This window comes from Aliivibrio sp. S10_S31 (genome assembly GCF_014694495.1).
GTDB classification, from domain to species: Bacteria; Pseudomonadota; Gammaproteobacteria; order Enterobacterales; family Vibrionaceae; genus Aliivibrio; species Aliivibrio fischeri.
Genome location: NZ_JAAUWR010000018.1, coordinates 1 through 17,806 on the forward strand (window position 1 = coordinate 1; position 17,806 = coordinate 17,806).

Sequence of the window (17,806 nt, forward strand, 5' to 3'; positions counted from 1 at the left end):
CGCCGCTCGACGCCCTTAACGTTCCCCGAAGGTTCAGTTAAGTCGTTTCCGCTCGACTTGCATGTGTTAGGCCTGCCGCCAGCGTTCAATCTGAGCCATGATCAAACTCTTCAATTAAAGTTTTTTTGGGTTTGTTTCAGCAGAAACAAAACCGACTCAATGATTAATACTGATTGTTACATAAAAGTAATTTTGTGTAGTCACTCAGTTCATTGATTCCATTTGTTTTCGCAAATAGTGATTATCAATTCACAAGTGCCCACACAGATTAATAGGTTTCTAATTTTTAAAGAGCTTTTCTTCTACTTTCAAAGCGTTTCCGCTTCTCTGCGAAGAGGACGGTCATTTTAGCTAATTAAACTTTCGTGTCAAACACTTTTTTAAATTTAATTTTCAAACCGTTTTTCTTACCAACCCTTTGCAGCTCTTGGTTGAGCGCTCCGTGTCAGTGAGGTCGCATTATAGGGAGTTCGATTTCATTAGCAAGCATAAAATAGCTTTTTTTTTATATTTTATGCTTGTTTGATGGCATTTTATTCAAAAGAAAACTTATCTTTTTTTACCCTTACCATGGCAACAGCTTACCCACAAAGTTATCCACATTTAACCTATTTTAATCAAATTCAAACTGATAAATTAAATCAACAGCATTATCTACTCCTGATACAGCTTCTATATAGAGATCACTAATAATTCGATATCTCAATGTAAATTCACCTAATGAGTTAAATATGCCGACTCCATACTTCACTTGTAATCCAGGGGCTATATAACCACTAATCGTTACTTGTGAGTCATCTCCTGAACCAGCCGTATCTAATTGTAAATCTTGTACACCAAATGCCTGGCCAATTTCACCAACAACCTTTCCGCTTTTTGCCAAACTTAATCCAATTAAAGTGGTTGTCATTGCATTGCCACCTGACTCCCCATCAATATCTTGCCCTCTTAATAAATAAGAAAGCGCATTAGCTTGAGGCATGCTTGGTGATGAAAATATTTCCACTCTTGGTGTATCAGCAGGACCTGTGACCTTAATACCAGCAACAACGTCATCTTGTGTATTCTCAGGATTTCGAATTGCCTTTATATCTACATAAGGTTGGTCTGCTGGACCATTAAATAGAATTTTACCTTTTCTAATTTGTAGATCTTGCCCAAATGAACGATATGTCCCTTCTTTAATATTTACTTCACCTGTAATAAATGGCCCTTTATTTTTTTGAGTAATATTAAGATTACCAACTAACCCACCTTCTAAACCAAACGCTGATAACAGTACATCATTACCAATATTGATATTAATATCGGTTTCAACCGTCATAGGTAATGGTGATGGTTTTTCTATTGGTTTTAGATCATCGCCAAGAATAACTTCATCTTTAGATACTCCAATAGCACTCTCTGGTAATTCTTGAACAACAATCCTGCCCCATGGTATTCCAATAGAACCCGTAATCTTAGCGAGTGTAGGGTTAATTCGAATCTTCATATCAGGCTTAACTTTGAGTTTTACCATTGGTGGCACATTAACTTGTAATTCATTCCCAAAAATATCTAAGCCAGCATCCCACTTATTCAAATCACTCCAATGCGCAGTACCATCAATATGCAAGTCACCATCAGCAGTTGTAATTAATGAGCTTAGTTTTCCGCTATGACCTGCGAAAACAATATCAATATTTCCCTCATTAATATCTACGGGAGATACCTCACCTTTGACTTTTATCTCATCGATACTCAAGTTACCTAACAATTTCGGATGTTCTATTGGTCCAGAAATATCAATATCAGAATTCACCATCGCTCTCAGTTGGCTATATTCACCTAAAATAGGCTCTAACATTGCTAATGAAACTTGCTCTATCTTTGAGTTACCCGTTAATGTTTTTGCTTTTGTTAACTGGTCAATTTTCATATTTCCTGTTAATTGGCCATTATCAGTTAACGCTAGCAGCCAATCAGCAGCTAACTCATCATCTTTCATTTCAGCATTAACAGTAAAATCGTCCCAACCAATAATAAGTGGGCTTTCCATCTGCTGTTGAATATTACCCTTTGGAAGATGCAATTTAGCTTTAACATAAGGAGACTGACCAACAGACCACTTAGCTAATGCATCAAGATTAACTTCACCATTAATAACGGTTTCTTCTGGAATGAATTTTTGCAGTTTACTAAATTCAAAATGTTTAATGCTTATATCAGCATCACCGGACTTACCGGCATATAAATCTTTATTCAAACAAAGCGCCGTTTTTCCCTGACTCCAACAGTTTGCCTGAACAAATAATTCTTCTTTTTTAATGTCATAAGCAAGGTCTGCTTTTTTATCTAAATTCCATGGTCCAATTTCAGTAATCACATCAGCTTCACTTAATTCCCCTGTCCAACCTTGGGTTCGATCAAGTGAGCCTTTAAATACAAGGTGAGAATCAATAACGTTTGAATTTAAGTCTATTTGCAATTTGTGAGCTTGTTCTTTACCACTAAATCGAATAATCAAATCATTCAATACTTGTTTTTGGTATTTTCCGTCTAATAACTTAATACTTAAATTGGCATCAATTGTTGGAGACGGTACTATATATCCTTCTATAGAAGCTTTATTTAAGGTTGCCTTCTTAGGTAACTGTAATCCTAGAGCATCGATATCAAGATCGATTCTAGGTTTAGTTAACTCTCCCGTTAATGCAACATTACCAATCAATTTGCCATGAACATCTGGCACGCTATCTGATAACTCTGGGAAGTCGATATTAACGTTTAGATCCCACTCTTTGTTTAATTCACCAGAAACCGCTAAACCATTATCACCATGGTTAATTGTTAACTGGGAAATACTTAAATGAGGTTCGCCCACACCTCGAACATCGTCAGCTTTTAATGCACCCTGAACTAGCAAAGGGTAATTTCTGAATACGCCATTAATATCTATAGTTGGTACATCAACAACCCAGCCACCATTTTCAGTTAAATGTCCATCAGTAATCAATTGCCCACTGATATCCCCTTCGGCTTCTGGCCACTGTAATCCGGGTTGTATATTCTGCAAATTAATATCTGTTTTCCACGATACCAATGAAGCCCAATTGACTTCTGCACTTCCTGAAATGGATCCACCTAACGTATCAATTAACAAATCAGATAAATCGACTTTCTCTAAGGTTCCTCTTCCTTCTAAGCGTAAATCTGTTTGAGGAATTGATTTCCCCTCTATATATAGAGCACTTGCAAAGTTATATTGATCAAGATTACCTTCTGTCTTTATATTAGGGATGTGAACCTTAATGTCTTTATCGCCAGTTAATGGCCAGTACAGGTCACCTTTATATACATGTATATCAAACGGAAATTTTTTATCTAAAGGATGAACATTTGCATCGACTTTAACCTTTAGACCACCACTCAAGGTTAATGAAGCATTCAAATCAGCAACACTTCCATCAACTTCTATAGCTAACTTATGACCTTTTAGTTCCGTTTCTTTTAGTTCAAGCAATCCGTCTAAAGTAAGAGGGTAATCCCCCTTTAAAACCACTTCATTATTAAGTGATAAGTTTGCTTGTGGTACATCCAAGTAAAAATCATTAATACTCGCGTTATTTTCACCAGCAGTTGCTTTGAAGTTTAGTTTGTTTACTTTTACGGGGGTCTCTTGCTGTAGGATAAAATCACGAAGTGCGAACTGTTCAACTTTTATATTTAAAGGGATAAATACTTCAGGTAAAACGATAGGTGCATCATCTTTTTTTGACGATGTTGTTTTTTCTGTATTTTTTACAGCAGTGCTTTCACTTGAAGCAAGCTCTAAGCGAATATGATCCCAGTTCAAAGGAGTTAATGTTAATTCACTTTTATGGATATTCACTCCAGTAGAAAATGTTTTCCACTGAATATGATTTCCCAAAATATTCGCATCTATATTGTTTAAGGTAATATTGGTTATTGCAATCGGGATAGGAATCGACAACAACGTATTTTCAGCAGTATTCGTTGGCTCTTCTTCATTTGAAGTTGGGAGTGTTGGAAAATCTAACGTCAGTCCATCCACAGAAATCTCATCAATACAAACGGAAGGAATTAATAGACATTTAGGTGTTAGTGCAAAATGAAAGCGAGATATCTCCGTACTAAGCAATTGTCTATTGTCATAGGTTATATTCGATAATGTAAATTCAGGAATGACACTTCCTTCTACACCTTCAATTGATAGTTCAGGAAGTGCTTTTTCTGCGCCCCAAACTATCAGCTTTAATCCTGAATTCGTAAAGACAACGGCGCCTACTATTAATAGGAGTAATAATAAAATTGATGGAAAAAAAAGAGCAAAGCAAAGACAGTGGCGACTAAAACGTCGTTTTTTCTTCAACTCTTGATTGTTATGTTCTTCGTTCATGTTAATGGAACTCATACTTCTGGCCCCAAGGTAAAATGGACTTTAAATTCATCGCCTGGCTCAGCATCAAACCCCCATGCGAAATCAAGTCGAACGGGACCTACAGGCGAAGCCCATCGTATACCAACACCGGTACCCATTTTCCAATCTGGAGTATCTAACCATGCATCACCATAATCAACAAACGTTGCAACCCACCAATTACCGACTACTCGATATTGATACTCAAGGCTAGCTGTCGCCATATATTGGCCACCAGTTAAATAACCTTCACTGTCTTTTGGAGATACTTCTTCATATCCATAACCACGAATACTATTATCACCACCAGCGAAAAAACGAATTGATGGCGGTAACTTATAAAAATCATCAGTATATATAGCACCAATATCGGCACGAGCTACACCTCTATGGTTTTCTCCGATACTACGAACAATCGCACCTTGAGCTTGTAAACGTAATAACTTCACATCCGATGTTAAGGCTTGATCTGTTGCCTCAATGGTAAATGCTTTTTTATCTCCCCACATTGGCATGGTGCCACCACGGGAACGGCTTTGAGAAAAAGAAATACCAGGTAACACTAACCATGCAGTGCCATCTTGTACACCTTGAGTAAATTCTTCATATAAAAAACGAGTATAGATAGTTCGATGCCAACCTGAGTCATAAACCCAATGTCTTTCAAAAGCTAAATTCGACTCTAAACTGTCTGTATCATTATTATCTACGTTTTTAAGACCATATTTAACGATGTAATAATCTTTTAAAACTTGCTCTAACGGGATCTTATAAGAAATAGTTGCTTCTTGTTCTGGTTTTGAAATTGAAAGAGCAGTATCTAAACTGTGTCCTTCAGGGTTTAACCAAGGCTTTTTCCAGCGAATTTTCCCCCTCGCACCAACGTCAGTTGCATAACCAATACTTGTTTCTAATTGATTTTTAACTTGAGGCGAAAGATGGACTTTCATTGGCAGTTGATATGTTTTTCCAACAGCGTCGATATCTGGCTCAACATAAACAGAAGAGAACCACTCAGTATTTGAAAGGGATTGATTTAATTCACCGACTTGACTTGCAAGATAAGGGTCTCCAGCTTTAAACGGAATAATTGAGCGAACTCTTTTTTCTTCAATTTGACTACCATCAATCGATGTATCCCCAAAACTGTATCGTTTACCACTATCATAATGCAAACGAACCATTGCTTGATGTCGACCAGGTGCTATTTCCAAAAGATTCGTCGTAAAATCACCATCAAAATAGCCTTTTCTCAATGCCAAATTTTGTAGCGTACTTTTTAAACTTTCATATCGACCATGATTAATGACTTGTCCAAGATTTAATCCAGAATTATCTACGGCCTTAATAAAATCCTCATCTGTCGCAGCTTCACCACTAATCACTATATCGCTGACATAGATAATAACAGGTGCACCTGCTTCGATATTCATAATTAAAGTATGATCTGATTGTTCTTCTTCGATAGTGAAAGTAGTGACTGGTTGATAATAACCAAGAGCTTTTAAGGCATCGGTAACACTTTCTTGAAGACGAGCTTGAAAACGAAGAGAGACAGAATAGTCTTCTTCTGGAATACCTGAGATATATGCTTCGACATTACTCAGCAAAGGTCCTTCTAATCCCTCTATTTCTAGTTCTGTTTCTGCTAAGGCTTGAGATGAGATTGCAAGCAAACAAACTATAATGAATAAAGGTAACTTCTTTATCATACTTGTAATTATTCTATTAATTCATTAATGCATTATATGCAATGGTAATTTACTCGTTTTATAGAGTAGCACAAGATAAATGTCTTCTATCTTAACTCAGTTGAAGGATGCAACATGACAACTAAACAACCAACGTCACCACCACTTCATTTTATTTCTCAACGTAATTTAGAATTCATACCGCCAAATTTTGAACAAATATTTTTTGGTATGGGTTGCTTTTGGGGTGCTGAACGTCTTTTTTGGCAGTTAGAAGGCGTCTACTCTACTGCAGTTGGATACAGTGGAGGAGTGACATCACACCCTACTTATAAAGAAGTCTGTACAGGCACAACTAATCATACTGAAGTTGTAAAAATCATTTTTGACCCAACAATAATTTCATTAGATACCTTATTACATTCTTTCTGGCAAAAACACGACCCGACAGAAGGAATGCGACAAGGTAACGATATTGGGTCACAATATCGTTCAGCTATTTATACAACATCTAAAGAGCAACTGGAAACAGCGAAACAAACTCAACAGCAATACCAAGCAGCTCTACAAAAACAAGGTATCATGCGAGCTATTACAACGGAAGTTGTACCAGCCCAAACCTTTTACTTTGCCGAAGAGTATCACCAACAATATTTAGCTAAAAACCCTGATGGTTATTGTGGTCTAAAAGGTACTGGAGTTTGTTTCATATAAACAAAAAAGGTGCTCATGACCACGAGCACCTTCTATTAACTATTACTATAATTTTAAGCAGGCATCATTGATAGTTGACGAATATGTTGATTCACTTCACTCATAACTAATAGCATTTTCTTAGTTCCTTGATTTGGCATTAAAATTTTACCGCCATCAAACTCAAAAGTTCCAATTCCTTCAATATGCAAATTACCCTTAAATAACGTTTTTACAAAACGAGCGACTTGCAATGGTCGATAAGCCTTAAAATTTCTAAACATAGCCATTCCCCGATTATCCATATAAAGGTTTTATTAGTCCTGAAAACAAACGCCAATCCACACTGTTTTATTACAAACAAAACAAGTGATTAACATTATAGGAAGCAAAACTATTTTCAACAAGGAGAAAATCAAAACAGCAAGGACTGGTCGAATCGCTTTTTTCTTATCGCTACACTAAACTACGAAAGTTAATCATCAAGGATAATAAAAATGAAAAAAGTAAAACTACTTACACTTGCAGCTTGTCTGCTCCCTTCTCTTTCATTTGCTCACAACCTAACTCTTAATAAAGAAGTTCCATCTGTTTCGATTGAACAATATGGTGAAATCTTTTTTAAAAACTCAGCTGCAACCTATCAAAACTGGAATACTGAACAACTTAAAGGAAAAGTTCGAGTATTGCAGGCAATAGCAGGTCGAAGCAGTGCGAAAGCAATGAACGCCGAACTTATGAGTGCTATTACATTAGAAAAGTTCCCAGAAACAGAATATCAAACAACAACCATCATCAATCAAGATGATTCTATCTGGGGAACTGGTGGATTTGTGAAGTCTTCTGCTGAAGAAAGCAAAGAAGAGTTTTCATGGTCTTCAATGGTATTAGATGAGCACGGTAAGGTAGCAAAAGCTTGGGATTTACAACCTGAAAGTTCAGCAATTATCGTTCAAGATAAAGAAGGGAAAATTCTTTTTATTAAAGAAGGAAAGTTATCAAAGGATGAAATTAAGCAAGTTATTGCGCTAATTCACACTCAATTATAAATAATGCCTTGCTTATAAAATGTTATATTATTACATTTACTACTCATTCAATTAGGGTAGTACAATGCAATCGTATTTCTTTACTAAACAACGCTGGTTAAATTGGGGGTTTGCAATACTCCTAGCGTTGTTTGGTATTTTGGTTGCTAATCACCAAGTTGATACCAACTTACATCATCATGAAGATCATCATTGCCAGCAGTTTCAATCATTTAGCTCTGGAATTTGTATCAACATTACATCACCTCCAGTTATTCCCCAGCTAATTATTTGTTCTTTATTTTCTATAGTTGAAAACTCATCACCTTTAAACATAACAGTTCATTCGCGAGCACCTCCAACTCGGTCTATTCTCTAAACAATAATTACATTCAATTTATCATTCTTAGAAAATAGGAAATTATTATGTCTATCTGTAATAAAAAAACACTTCTTTGCCTAGCCGTTTCAGGTTCTTTATTCTCGGTAAGCTATGCTGCAAATGCTAATGACCACCATGATCATAACCACCATGATGGAGAGCATCATGAAACTGAACATCGTCACCACGATGCTCATGTCCATGGTGTTGTTGAAACTAATATTGCTCAAGATGGTGATCACTTACTTTTTGAGATCACCGCTCCTGGTGCTGATGTTGTTGGTTTTGAACATGCTCCAAAGGATGACGCTCAAAAGCAAGTACTTGCTAATGCAGTAAAAACATTAAACAACCCAAACCTAATCTTTACACTTCCTGAAAATGCAAAATGTACATTTGAAGAAGCTCATGTATCTCATAACCTAGTTAATCATAACGATCATGATGACCATGAACACGACCACGACCACGACCACGACCACGACCACCATGATGGTGAACACCATAAAGAACATGGCAAGCATGGTGAGTTTAGTGCTCAATATGAATATCACTGTGAAGCGATTTCAAACCTAGACCAAATAGAAACTCAGTGGTTCACTCACTTCCCTCATACACATAAAATGACAATTCAATATCTTGGTGATGCTGGACAAAAAGCCGCTTCATTAACACCAAAATCATCAGTTATCACTCTATAGCTTAGGTATGGCGGTGGTAACATCGCCAGTTTTACTATGAACATTATTGAATTATCAAACCTGACTTTTCATTGGCCCAATCAAAGTGAATTAACATTAAATATTCCTTCTTTTACTCAAAAACAAGGAAGCAAACTATTTATTAAAGGTCCGAGTGGAAGTGGTAAATCAACCCTATTGAGTCTTTTAACGGGTATCCTCTCACCAACGTCTGGTTGTGTAACAATTAATGGTACTGATATTAATCAACTCTCATCAAATCAAAGAGATAGATTCAGAGCTGATAATATTGGTTATATTTTCCAGCAATTTAACTTACTACCTTATTTATCCGTTATCGATAATGTAATTTTGCCTTATCAATTTTCTTCAAAAAAAACATTATCTATAAAAGAATTACGCATAGAAGCAACACGTCTTTTAACCCAGCTTCAATTACCAGCTTCTCATTTTAATAAGCCAATTACAGACTTAAGTATTGGCCAACAACAACGAGTGGCCGCCGCTAGAGCTTTTATTGGAAAACCTAAATTAATCATTGCCGATGAACCGACATCAGCACTGGATCACGAAACTCGTTTTGCTTTTATTGAGTTATTAATGAATGAGTGCAGAAACAGTAACGCGAGTTTACTTTTTGTCAGCCATGACCCAAGTTTAGAGTCTTTATTCGATCAAAGTATTGATTTAAGAGAATTGAATAAAGCTGGAGGCATCTCATGATAGGCATTACAAAATTAGCTTGGAAAAGTCTAATTAATCGTAAAACAACCGTATTACTTACTGTTGCAACAATTGCTATTTCGGTAATGCTATTGGTTGGTGTAGAACGCATTCGTACAGAAGCTAAGAATAGTTTTGCGAACACGATTTCGAATACTGATTTGATTGTTGGTGCTCGTTCTGGTCAAGTTAACCTACTGCTTTATTCTGTTTTTAGAATAGGTAATGCGACAAATAATATTGATTGGAAAAGCTATCAAGAAATCATTCATCAAAGAGCAGTAAAGTGGGCCATTCCGATTTCTCTAGGTGATTCCCATAAAGGTTTCCGTGTCATGGGGACGAATCAAGACTATTTTCGTTTTTATCAATATGGAAAAAAACAGCCTCTTGAGTTTAAAGAAGGCAAATCATTTAATGGATTATTTGATGTCGTATTAGGTGCTGATGTTGCTAATAAACTCAATTATCATTTAGGGGATAAATTGGTTATTGCGCACGGGATCAGTGATAAGTCTTTTACCAGACACGATAATTTACCTTTTACTGTCGTAGGTATTTTAAAACCAACAGGAACACCTGTAGATAAAACCCTACATGTTTCACTAGAAGCAATATCAGCCATTCATGTAGGCTGGGAAAGCGGTGCGCATTTAGGCAATACTCCAGATGCAAAAGTCTTAGAAAAGCAAAAATTTGAACCTGCAGAAATCACAGCTTTCATGCTTGGATTAAAATCAAAGATTCAAACCTTTGCTCTACAACGCTACATTAATGAATATTCAAAAGAACCACTTAGTGCCATTCTTCCAGGTATCGCATTACATGAATTATGGGGAATGATGTCTGTGGCAGAGCAAGCGCTCTTAGCCGTATCTGTTTTTGTTGTTGCCGCGGGCTTAATGGGAATGCTAACAAGCCTATTAACTAGCTTGCAAGAGCGCCGTAGAGAAATGGCTATCTTGCGTGCAATGGGGGCTCAACCTAAGCATATTTTTATCTTATTGATTAGTGAAGCCGTAGTAATAACTAGCTTTGGGATCATAGTAGGCCTAATGGGGCTTTACTTATCTCTCAGTATTCTACAACCTATAATCCAACAATATTATGGCATTGCCATTGAGTTAACCCTACCAACACTTTATGAACTCAAGCTACTTGGTCTTGTTTTGTGTTCAGGCTTTGTGATTGGCGTTATTCCAGCAATCCAAGCTTACCGACACTCTTTAAGTGATGGCATGACAATAAGGTTATAAGGACCCTTTTAATGAAAAAGAAAATAATTATCTTCCTATTGATGCTGGTGCCTTTTAGTGCATTCAGTAATGAGGTACTAAAACTTGATTGGATTGATTTGATTCCTGAACAAGAAAGAAATCAATTTGACTCGATGGGAATGCCTAAAATTGATCATAATGGTGGTCAAATGCAGCAATCTTTAGTGGGTTCAGTTAGACAAGAATTAAACGGAAGTATGGTAAAAATACCCGGTTTTGTGATCCCTTTAGAGGGCGACGATAAAATGATCACAGAATTTCTGTTAGTACCTTACTTTGGTGCGTGTATTCATGTTCCACCACCACCACCAAATCAGATTATTTACGTGAAATTCGAAAAAGGCGCTCCAATACAGCAACTATGGGATGTCATTTATATTGTTGGGAAGTTAAAAACAGAAACCATTGATAGCGAACTTGCTGAAACCGGTTATCTTATTGAAGGCGTTAGATTAGAAGAATATGATGATGACGAATAATTAACAAATATTTTACACTGGTTTATTTTGTTTAGTTAAATATAATTAGATAAATAAACCAGTGTTACTGCATAAACACTAACTAATGTAACGCTAAATAGAATTTTCTTAAAATTTGACTCTTTCATTTCCTCTCTCCATCGTTATTAATTAACTGGTTTATTTTAACAAAAATTTATCATTTGACCACTAATTACCTGCTACTTTATTTGACTAACTCGCAAATACTGCTTTGAGATTAAAGTTTTTATTTTCAGCAACCGATAAGATAATGGGAAATCATGTTAAATCGAAGCTAGGCGAACTCATGAATACGCAGCAAACTATCATCACTAAAGATGAAACAACTAAAAAAGAACAACCAACTCATAAAAAAGAACATTATGTAGTTAGCAGCGCTAGACGACTAAAAGAAATTGCAATTCAGCAAGGTCTTGCGGCCAATCTTCAGCCTCCAAAACCAGAAGAAACACTACTTAAACGTGCGTTATATCGTGAGAAATTATTGCGTGAACAACAACAACAAAATTTAGAAAAAATCGTAAAACTCGCTCACGATTATTGCAATGATGAAACCGCAGGCGACCCAGACCCTGATTGGCTACATCGTTTCTTTGAAATGGCAAAAGATATTCACGACTCATCAATGCAAAAACTGTGGAGCCAAATATTCAAACAAGAAGTGATCAGCCCTGGCTCCACTTCAATGAAAGCTCTCAAAGTTCTAAAAGACATGACCCAACGTGAAGCTCAAACATTTCAAAGAGCTGCTTCACTGGCTTGCAGCTTTGGACAAGACAACAGTAAAAAACTCCTATTGGGTTACAAATGTGCTGGTACTTTTTTTAATTTCTATAAAACAGATGGACCTCAGCTCATTCATTTAGGTAACTACAAACTGCCTTATTCAAGTTTATTACTTCTTATTGAGTTAGGTTTACTACTTAGCACTGAACTAGAGTCAGGAGAGATTGAGTTTGAACCCGCCTTACCCTTGCAATATCAAGGGAAGAACATAGCAATAAAACCAATGCAGAAAGGGTCTCGATTAGTATATTACCGATTTAGTCCTACTGGTGCTGAGCTATGTAAACTGCTAGGCAATAAACCGAATGAAAATTATTACGATAATCTCATCAGTTTATTAAGTCAGAAATTTATGGTTGAAACGGATGTTGCTGCGAAATCCATTTCAACAATGGCTTAGTTGTCTAAGTTAAAGGTAAGCATCAAAAATAATCAGAGCCCTAGATTGAATGGTTTCAAAAGACAGTCACTACTAGGGCTATGTTTTTCTTCTAGATAATTGAACGTACTTTTAGCTCTTCTAAACACTGCTCAACTAATACTTCTATCGACTGAGTTCCTGCGGGCAAATCAATTTCGGGGTTTAACGGTTGTTGATATTCAGAATCAATTCCTGTGAAATGTTTTATCTCACCGGCTCGTGCTTTTTTATATAAGCCCTTTGGATCTCTTTTTTCACACTCGTCCAGTGAGGTATTCACAAAAACTTCTAAAAACTCACCTTCAGGCAGTAACTCTCGAACCATTTGACGCTCAGCTCTATGAGGTGAAATAAACGCACTTAATACAATAAGCCCAGCATCTGCCATCAACTTTGCAAGCTCACCAATACGTCTAATGTTTTCTTGCCTATCATGATCTGAAAAGCCCAAATCTTTACATAAACCATGACGAACATTATCACCATCAAGTAAATAGGTATGATACCCAAGCTCTGCCAATTTACTTTCTAATGCACCTGCAATGGTTGATTTCCCTGACCCCGATAATCCAGTAAACCAAAGCACCGCCGGTTTTTGCTTTTTAAGATCGGAACGAATTTTCTTTGTTACTGTATGTTGATGCCAAACGACATTCTCATCTTTTATTACTGATTGTGCTGTCATGTTTCATCCTTGAATTAAAATGGGAAAAAGTAAGGGATTAATGCTAATACCAGTACCGAATAAATAATCGACATGGGTAATCCTACTTTCACATAATCGAGCAGTGTGTAATTGCCCACACTAAAAACGAGTAGATTGGTTTGATATCCATAAGGGGAAATAAAACTGGCACTCGCACCAAAAAGCACCGCCATAATAAAAGGCATGGGGTCAACGCCATACCCCAATGCCATGCTATAACCAATAGGAAAAGCCAGTGCTGCCGCTGCATTATTGGTAATAAGTTCAGTCAACACCAACGTAATAAGGTATACCGCAATTAATGCCCCCATTACTCCCCAGCCATTAAACAGCTCAATAAACATTTCGCCTAATTGAACAGAAAGACCTGATGACAACATTAACTGTGCAATAGAAAGCGCTGCACCAACAATAACAACAATATCAATTGGGAATCGCCTACGAATTTCACCTAAATTAATAATCCCTAGCGCCAGCATACCAAGTAAGTAAACAGAGAGTCCTTTAATAATAGGAAACACATCAAGTAAAGCGGCGGTAATCACAGCAGCAAAACCAACCAAAACTAAAGCACTCTTATCTCCATCCAGTTTTGCGGCTGAATCTAAATCACTAATAATGACGAATTCACGTTTTAGTTGTTGCTTGCTCTGTTCAAAGTCTTTGCCGGGAACCAAAATTAATGTATCCCCTGCTTGTAATTCAATTTTGCCTAATCCACCTTCAAGGCGCTCATGCCCTCGACGAATAGCAACCACTACCGCATCAAAGCGTTCTCTAAATTGAGCTGACTTAATGCTTTTTCCACGAATAGAAGCCGATTGACTTACAACAACCTCAAGTAGATTCTGTCCATTTAAATGATGCTGACCAAATAAGGTTAAGCCATTAATTTCTTGTAACGTCGTAACACTTTCAATGTCCCCACAAAACAGAAGCCTATCTCCTGCCAATAAAATCATATCTGGATCAACCGATGGTATGGTTTTTCCATTACGAATGACTTCAGCTAAAAACAACTTACGCAATGCTCGAAGGTTATTTTCACTGATTGATTTACCGACTAGTGGTGAGCCACCCTCTACTCTTGCTTCTAAAAAATACGGTAATTCATCTTGATGACTTTCATCGTATTGAGGTAATAAATAACTCAGTGGAATTAAAATCAATAAACCACCAAATAGAACGGCTAAACCAATCGTTGTTGGAGCAAAGAAACTTAAACTCGGTAAACCAGTGTCTTCCACAAAACTATTAATGATAAGGTTGGTTGAAGTACCAATTAACGTTAATGTTCCACCTAATATAGCGGCATAAGATAAGGGAATAAGTAATCGTGAAGGCGCGTGTCGTTGATTACGTTTGATTGCTCCAATCAGTGAAACAACAACCGCTGTATTATTGGTAAAAGAAGAAAGTAAGGCAGTAGATAGACCTAATTTGCCTACCACACTCCCTAACCTTCCTTCAGAAATATAACGCCCAACCCAACTGATAAGGCGTGTTTTTTCTAAAGCACAAGAACTTAAAATAAGCAGCACTAGCGTTAGCAAAGATGAATTAGTAAAGTTTTTTGCCAAGCTAGGTAAATCAATCATACCAAGCATAAAAGCAATAAATGCAGAGCCTGCAAATATGACGCTTGGTTTTAACTTACTTGCCAATAAACTCACAATAATCAGAGTTAATAACGCCAGAACGAATCCTTGTTCCCATGCCATAGTGACAGTCCTTAGCCTAATAGCTTAGAAATATCTTGGGTTTCCCAGTGTGGGAAGTGCTTACGAATTAACGCATTTAGCTCAATTTCAAACGCACTGATATTGTCATTAATTGGCTTAGTCTCACTCAAATCAGATAGGTTTTGGATCATCCCTGCCCCTACCGTTACATTAGTTAAGCGATCAATAAAAATAAATCCACCAGTATCTGCACAATCTTGATAGCGATCTAAACTCACGGTTTCCGTTAACGATACATCACATAAACCAATACCATTCAGCGGCAGCTCTTGAGTATCAAACTTTTCTAGACTGTTGATATTCACTTGATGGTGAATAGCATCAATTTGCCCCACGGTTTTCTTACCTGCAATTTTAATATCGTATTGGCGACCCGGTTCTAATCCTTTTTCCGTCATCCATACAATCTCTGCTTTAAACTGATCCGTGGCTTGCAAGTTCGATTGTGATTTAACTAACAAGTCACCACGACTAATATCAATTTCATCCTCAAGTGTTAGCGTTACCGCTTGGCCTGCTTGAGCTGATGTTAAATCACCATCAAAGGTAACAATACGAGCGACTTTCGATTTTTTACCTGATGGTAAAGCCACAATTTCATCACCAACAGAAATTCCGCCAGAAGAGACCGTTCCAGCAAAACCACGAAAATCTAAGTTTGGACGATTAACGTATTGCACAGGGAATCTAAACTCACCATTGCCTTTATCTGCATCAATATCCACATTTTCAAGTACTTCTAATAATGGCTCACCTTGATACCAAGATAATGCCTCGCTTGGGTTTACTACGTTATCTCCTTCTAATGCAGATAAAGGTAAAATAGAAATATCTAAATTTGGATTATTCAATTTCTTAGAAAAAGCTAAGTATTCCTCTTTAATCTCTTCAAAACGAGATTGAGAATATTCAACTAAATCCATTTTATTCACAGCTACTACAAAATGACGAATACCAAGAAGGTTCGCGATATAAGAGTGACGGCGAGTTTGATCAAGCACCCCTTTACGAGCATCAATCAAAATCACGGCGACATTACAGGTTGATGCACCCGTAGCCATATTACGAGTGTATTGCTCATGTCCCGGCGTATCTGCAATGATGAATTTACGTTTTTGAGTTGAGAAGTAACGATATGCCACATCAATCGTAATACCTTGCTCACGCTCAGCTTGCAGACCATCAACCAATAAAGCCAAGTCTGGACGTTCACCCGTAGTACCCACTCGTTGGCTGTCAGCATGAACTGCATCTAATTGATCTGCATAGATTTGTTTTGAATCATGGAGTAATCGGCCTATGAGGGTACTTTTACCATCATCTACTGATCCACACGTTAAAAATCGAAGTAATGATTTGTATTGATGTTCTTTTAAATAAGCTTCAATACCAAGCTCTGCCAATTGTTGCTCTACTGCACTATTCATTTATTTAATCCTTCCTTAGATGCCTGATATTAAAAGTAACCTTGACGCTTCTTGAGCTCCATGGAGCCAGATGAATCATGATCTATCGCTCGTCCTTGACGCTCACTTGAGGTCGCAACTAACATCTCTTCAATAATTTCAGGCAATGTATTCGCTTTTGATTCCACCGCACCTGTTAATGGATAACAACCTAGAGTTCTAAAACGAATATCTTTATGTTGGATCTCTTCACCTTCTTCCAGTTTTAAGCGCTCATCGTCTACCATGATCAACATGCCATCACGCTCAACTACTGGGCGTTTCTCTGATAAATACAGAGGAACAATTTCAATATTTTCTAAATAGATGTATTGCCAAATGTCCAGTTCAGTCCAATTTGAAAGCGGGAATACTCGAATGCTTTCCCCTTTATTTACTTGTCCGTTATACGTATTCCATAACTCAGGGCGTTGATTTTTCGGATCCCATGTATGGTTTTTATCTCTAAATGAATAAACACGTTCTTTGGCACGTGACTTTTCTTCATCACGACGAGCTCCACCAAAAGCAGCATCAAATCCGTATTTATTTAATGCTTGCTTCAAACCTTGTGTTTTCATGATATCGGTGTGTTTTGATGAACCATGCACAAACGGATTAATGCCCATTTCTAACCCTTCAGGGTTTTTGTGTACTAATAGGTCAAAGCCGTATTTTTCTGCTGTTTTATCACGAAATTCAATCATCTCTTTGAATTTCCAATCGGTATCAACATGAAGAAGTGGGAATGGGATCTTTCCTGGATAAAATGCTTTACGAGCTAAATGCAGCATCACTGATGAATCTTTACCAATCGAGTACATCATTACAGGGTTATCAAATTCAGCTGCCACTTCGCGAATAATATGAATACTCTCCGCTTCTAGTTGCTGAAGGTGGGTCAATCGTTTTGCGTCCATGTGCTTTTGTCCTTTAGGCTAAATTTGGTAATGGCTCCTGCTTCTGGTGATAGTCTTAACACTTCTTTTTATCGTTGCAGGCGGCGAATTGTCATTCCAATAAAACCACTATAGACGGGTTACTTTATTACCTGAAATTCTAAAATTTCATTTTTTATTCGATTTAATGCTAACGCAAAAAAATTAATGCGTTTCATTCAGAAAAAATAAAGAAAAATCGAGAAAGGAAAATCAAAATATCGGTCAATACCATGACTAACTAATTAAAAAATAAAGCTGTGATCTAATTACCATAAAGCGTACTGAAACAAGATCAACTGCACACATTGAGAGGCCAGTTACATTTATAACATAGCCAATCTGTTATCTTA

General features: G+C 37.0%; 15 protein-coding genes and 1 rRNA gene. 8 read left to right on the forward strand and 8 right to left on the reverse strand.

Annotated features, from left to right (window positions below):
• From HC728_RS14930 to HC728_RS14940, 3 genes are all read right to left on the reverse strand, one after another.
• Positions 1 to 117, reverse strand: a 16S ribosomal RNA gene (locus HC728_RS14930); the annotation flags it as partial.
• A gap of 496 nt (positions 118 to 613) precedes the next feature.
• Positions 614 to 4,414 carry a translocation/assembly module TamB domain-containing protein gene (locus HC728_RS14935; protein WP_190395707.1) on the reverse strand — a complete coding sequence of 1,267 codons (3,801 nt, stop codon included), beginning with the start codon at positions 4,412 to 4,414 and terminating at the stop codon, positions 614 to 616.
• Entirely contained in the window at positions 4,411 to 6,132 is a 1,722-nt protein-coding gene (locus HC728_RS14940) for an autotransporter assembly complex family protein (protein WP_190395708.1), read from the reverse strand. Before HC728_RS14940 ends, HC728_RS14935 begins: the two co-directional genes overlap by 4 nt.
• Positions 6,133 to 6,246: 114 nt before the next feature.
• On the opposite strand from HC728_RS14940, the gene msrA reads away from it, so the two are divergent.
• Positions 6,247 to 6,825 carry a peptide-methionine (S)-S-oxide reductase MsrA gene (gene msrA, locus HC728_RS14945; RefSeq protein ID WP_065639629.1) on the forward strand — a complete coding sequence of 193 codons (579 nt, stop codon included), beginning with the start codon at positions 6,247 to 6,249 and terminating at the stop codon, positions 6,823 to 6,825.
• Between the two features lie 53 nt (positions 6,826 to 6,878).
• On the opposite strand, the gene HC728_RS14950 is transcribed toward msrA, so the two are convergent.
• Positions 6,879 to 7,094: a DUF1107 domain-containing protein gene (locus tag HC728_RS14950; RefSeq protein WP_005417417.1), complete on the reverse strand. Its 216-nt coding sequence runs from the start codon at positions 7,092 to 7,094 to the stop codon at positions 6,879 to 6,881.
• A gap of 207 nt (positions 7,095 to 7,301) precedes the next feature.
• Between HC728_RS14950 and HC728_RS14955 the strand changes: the two genes are divergently transcribed.
• The 7 genes from HC728_RS14955 (at position 7,302) to HC728_RS14985 (ending at position 12,601) form a co-directional block, all read left to right on the forward strand.
• Positions 7,302 to 7,853 (forward strand): YtfJ family protein, encoded by a 552-nt coding sequence (locus tag HC728_RS14955; RefSeq protein ID WP_190395709.1) that lies wholly within the window; start codon positions 7,302 to 7,304, stop codon positions 7,851 to 7,853.
• Positions 7,854 to 7,917: 64 nt separating this feature from the next.
• Entirely contained in the window at positions 7,918 to 8,211 is a 294-nt protein-coding gene (locus tag HC728_RS14960; protein ID WP_072055390.1) for a DUF2607 family protein, read from the forward strand.
• A 47-nt stretch (positions 8,212 to 8,258) separates the two neighbouring features.
• On the forward strand, positions 8,259 to 8,915 hold the full coding sequence (locus HC728_RS14965) for a DUF2796 domain-containing protein (RefSeq protein WP_012532640.1): 657 nt from the start codon (positions 8,259 to 8,261) through the stop codon (positions 8,913 to 8,915).
• 36 nt (positions 8,916 to 8,951) lie between these two features.
• On the forward strand, positions 8,952 to 9,638 hold the full coding sequence (locus HC728_RS14970) for an ABC transporter ATP-binding protein (RefSeq protein ID WP_012532759.1): 687 nt from the start codon (positions 8,952 to 8,954) through the stop codon (positions 9,636 to 9,638).
• Entirely contained in the window at positions 9,635 to 10,894 is a 1,260-nt protein-coding gene (locus tag HC728_RS14975; RefSeq protein ID WP_011261129.1) for an ABC transporter permease, read from the forward strand. Before HC728_RS14970 ends, HC728_RS14975 begins: the two co-directional genes overlap by 4 nt.
• 11 nt (positions 10,895 to 10,905) lie before the next feature.
• A complete protein-coding gene (locus tag HC728_RS14980; RefSeq protein WP_012532832.1) occupies positions 10,906 to 11,394 on the forward strand; it encodes a DUF3299 domain-containing protein in 489 nt (162 codons plus the stop codon).
• Positions 11,395 to 11,701: 307 nt separating this feature from the next.
• Positions 11,702 to 12,601, forward strand: a complete 900-nt coding sequence (locus tag HC728_RS14985; protein ID WP_005417387.1) for a TIGR03899 family protein — start codon at positions 11,702 to 11,704, stop codon at positions 12,599 to 12,601.
• A 91-nt stretch (positions 12,602 to 12,692) separates the two neighbouring features.
• Here HC728_RS14985 and cysC read toward each other — a convergent pair whose 3' ends face one another.
• From cysC to cysD, 4 genes are read right to left on the reverse strand one after another with little or no spacing between them, the layout of a single operon-like run.
• Positions 12,693 to 13,307, reverse strand: coding sequence for an adenylyl-sulfate kinase (gene cysC / locus HC728_RS14990; protein WP_190395710.1), 615 nt, complete (start codon positions 13,305 to 13,307; stop codon positions 12,693 to 12,695).
• A 14-nt stretch (positions 13,308 to 13,321) separates the two neighbouring features.
• Positions 13,322 to 15,049: an SLC13 family permease gene (locus tag HC728_RS14995; RefSeq protein ID WP_063668550.1), complete on the reverse strand. Its 1,728-nt coding sequence runs from the start codon at positions 15,047 to 15,049 to the stop codon at positions 13,322 to 13,324.
• An 11-nt stretch (positions 15,050 to 15,060) separates the two neighbouring features.
• The gene (gene cysN / locus HC728_RS15000) at positions 15,061 to 16,497 is read right to left on the reverse strand and encodes a sulfate adenylyltransferase subunit CysN (protein ID WP_017018251.1); all 1,437 of its coding nucleotides are present in this window, start codon (positions 16,495 to 16,497) and stop codon (positions 15,061 to 15,063) included.
• Between the two features lie 29 nt (positions 16,498 to 16,526).
• Positions 16,527 to 17,435 (reverse strand): sulfate adenylyltransferase subunit CysD, encoded by a 909-nt coding sequence (cysD, locus tag HC728_RS15005; RefSeq protein ID WP_005417374.1) that lies wholly within the window; start codon positions 17,433 to 17,435, stop codon positions 16,527 to 16,529.
• Positions 17,436 to 17,806: the final 371 nt, after the last annotated feature.

Bases quoted from the DNA above. Each gene is read 5' to 3' on its own strand.
- HC728_RS14940 (WP_190395708.1), bottom strand. From the start codon at position 6,132: ATGATAAAGAAGTTACCTTTATTCATTATAGTTTGTTTGCTTGCAATC.
- msrA (WP_065639629.1), top strand. From the start codon at position 6,247: ATGACAACTAAACAACCAACGTCACCACCACTTCATTTTATTTCTCAA.
- HC728_RS14950 (WP_005417417.1), bottom strand. From the start codon at position 7,094: ATGGCTATGTTTAGAAATTTTAAGGCTTATCGACCATTGCAAGTCGCT.
- cysC (WP_190395710.1), bottom strand. From the start codon at position 13,307: ATGACAGCACAATCAGTAATAAAAGATGAGAATGTCGTTTGGCATCAA.
- HC728_RS14955 (WP_190395709.1), top strand. From the start codon at position 7,302: ATGAAAAAAGTAAAACTACTTACACTTGCAGCTTGTCTGCTCCCTTCT.
- HC728_RS14965 (WP_012532640.1), top strand. From the start codon at position 8,259: ATGTCTATCTGTAATAAAAAAACACTTCTTTGCCTAGCCGTTTCAGGT.
- cysD (WP_005417374.1), bottom strand. From the start codon at position 17,435: ATGGACGCAAAACGATTGACCCACCTTCAGCAACTAGAAGCGGAGAGT.
- HC728_RS14935 (WP_190395707.1), bottom strand. From the start codon at position 4,414: ATGAGTTCCATTAACATGAACGAAGAACATAACAATCAAGAGTTGAAG.
- HC728_RS14975 (WP_011261129.1), top strand. From the start codon at position 9,635: ATGATAGGCATTACAAAATTAGCTTGGAAAAGTCTAATTAATCGTAAA.
- HC728_RS14960 (WP_072055390.1), top strand. From the start codon at position 7,918: ATGCAATCGTATTTCTTTACTAAACAACGCTGGTTAAATTGGGGGTTT.
- cysN (WP_017018251.1), bottom strand. From the start codon at position 16,497: ATGAATAGTGCAGTAGAGCAACAATTGGCAGAGCTTGGTATTGAAGCT.
- HC728_RS14995 (WP_063668550.1), bottom strand. From the start codon at position 15,049: ATGGCATGGGAACAAGGATTCGTTCTGGCGTTATTAACTCTGATTATT.
- HC728_RS14985 (WP_005417387.1), top strand. From the start codon at position 11,702: ATGAATACGCAGCAAACTATCATCACTAAAGATGAAACAACTAAAAAA.
- HC728_RS14970 (WP_012532759.1), top strand. From the start codon at position 8,952: ATGAACATTATTGAATTATCAAACCTGACTTTTCATTGGCCCAATCAA.
- HC728_RS14980 (WP_012532832.1), top strand. From the start codon at position 10,906: ATGAAAAAGAAAATAATTATCTTCCTATTGATGCTGGTGCCTTTTAGT.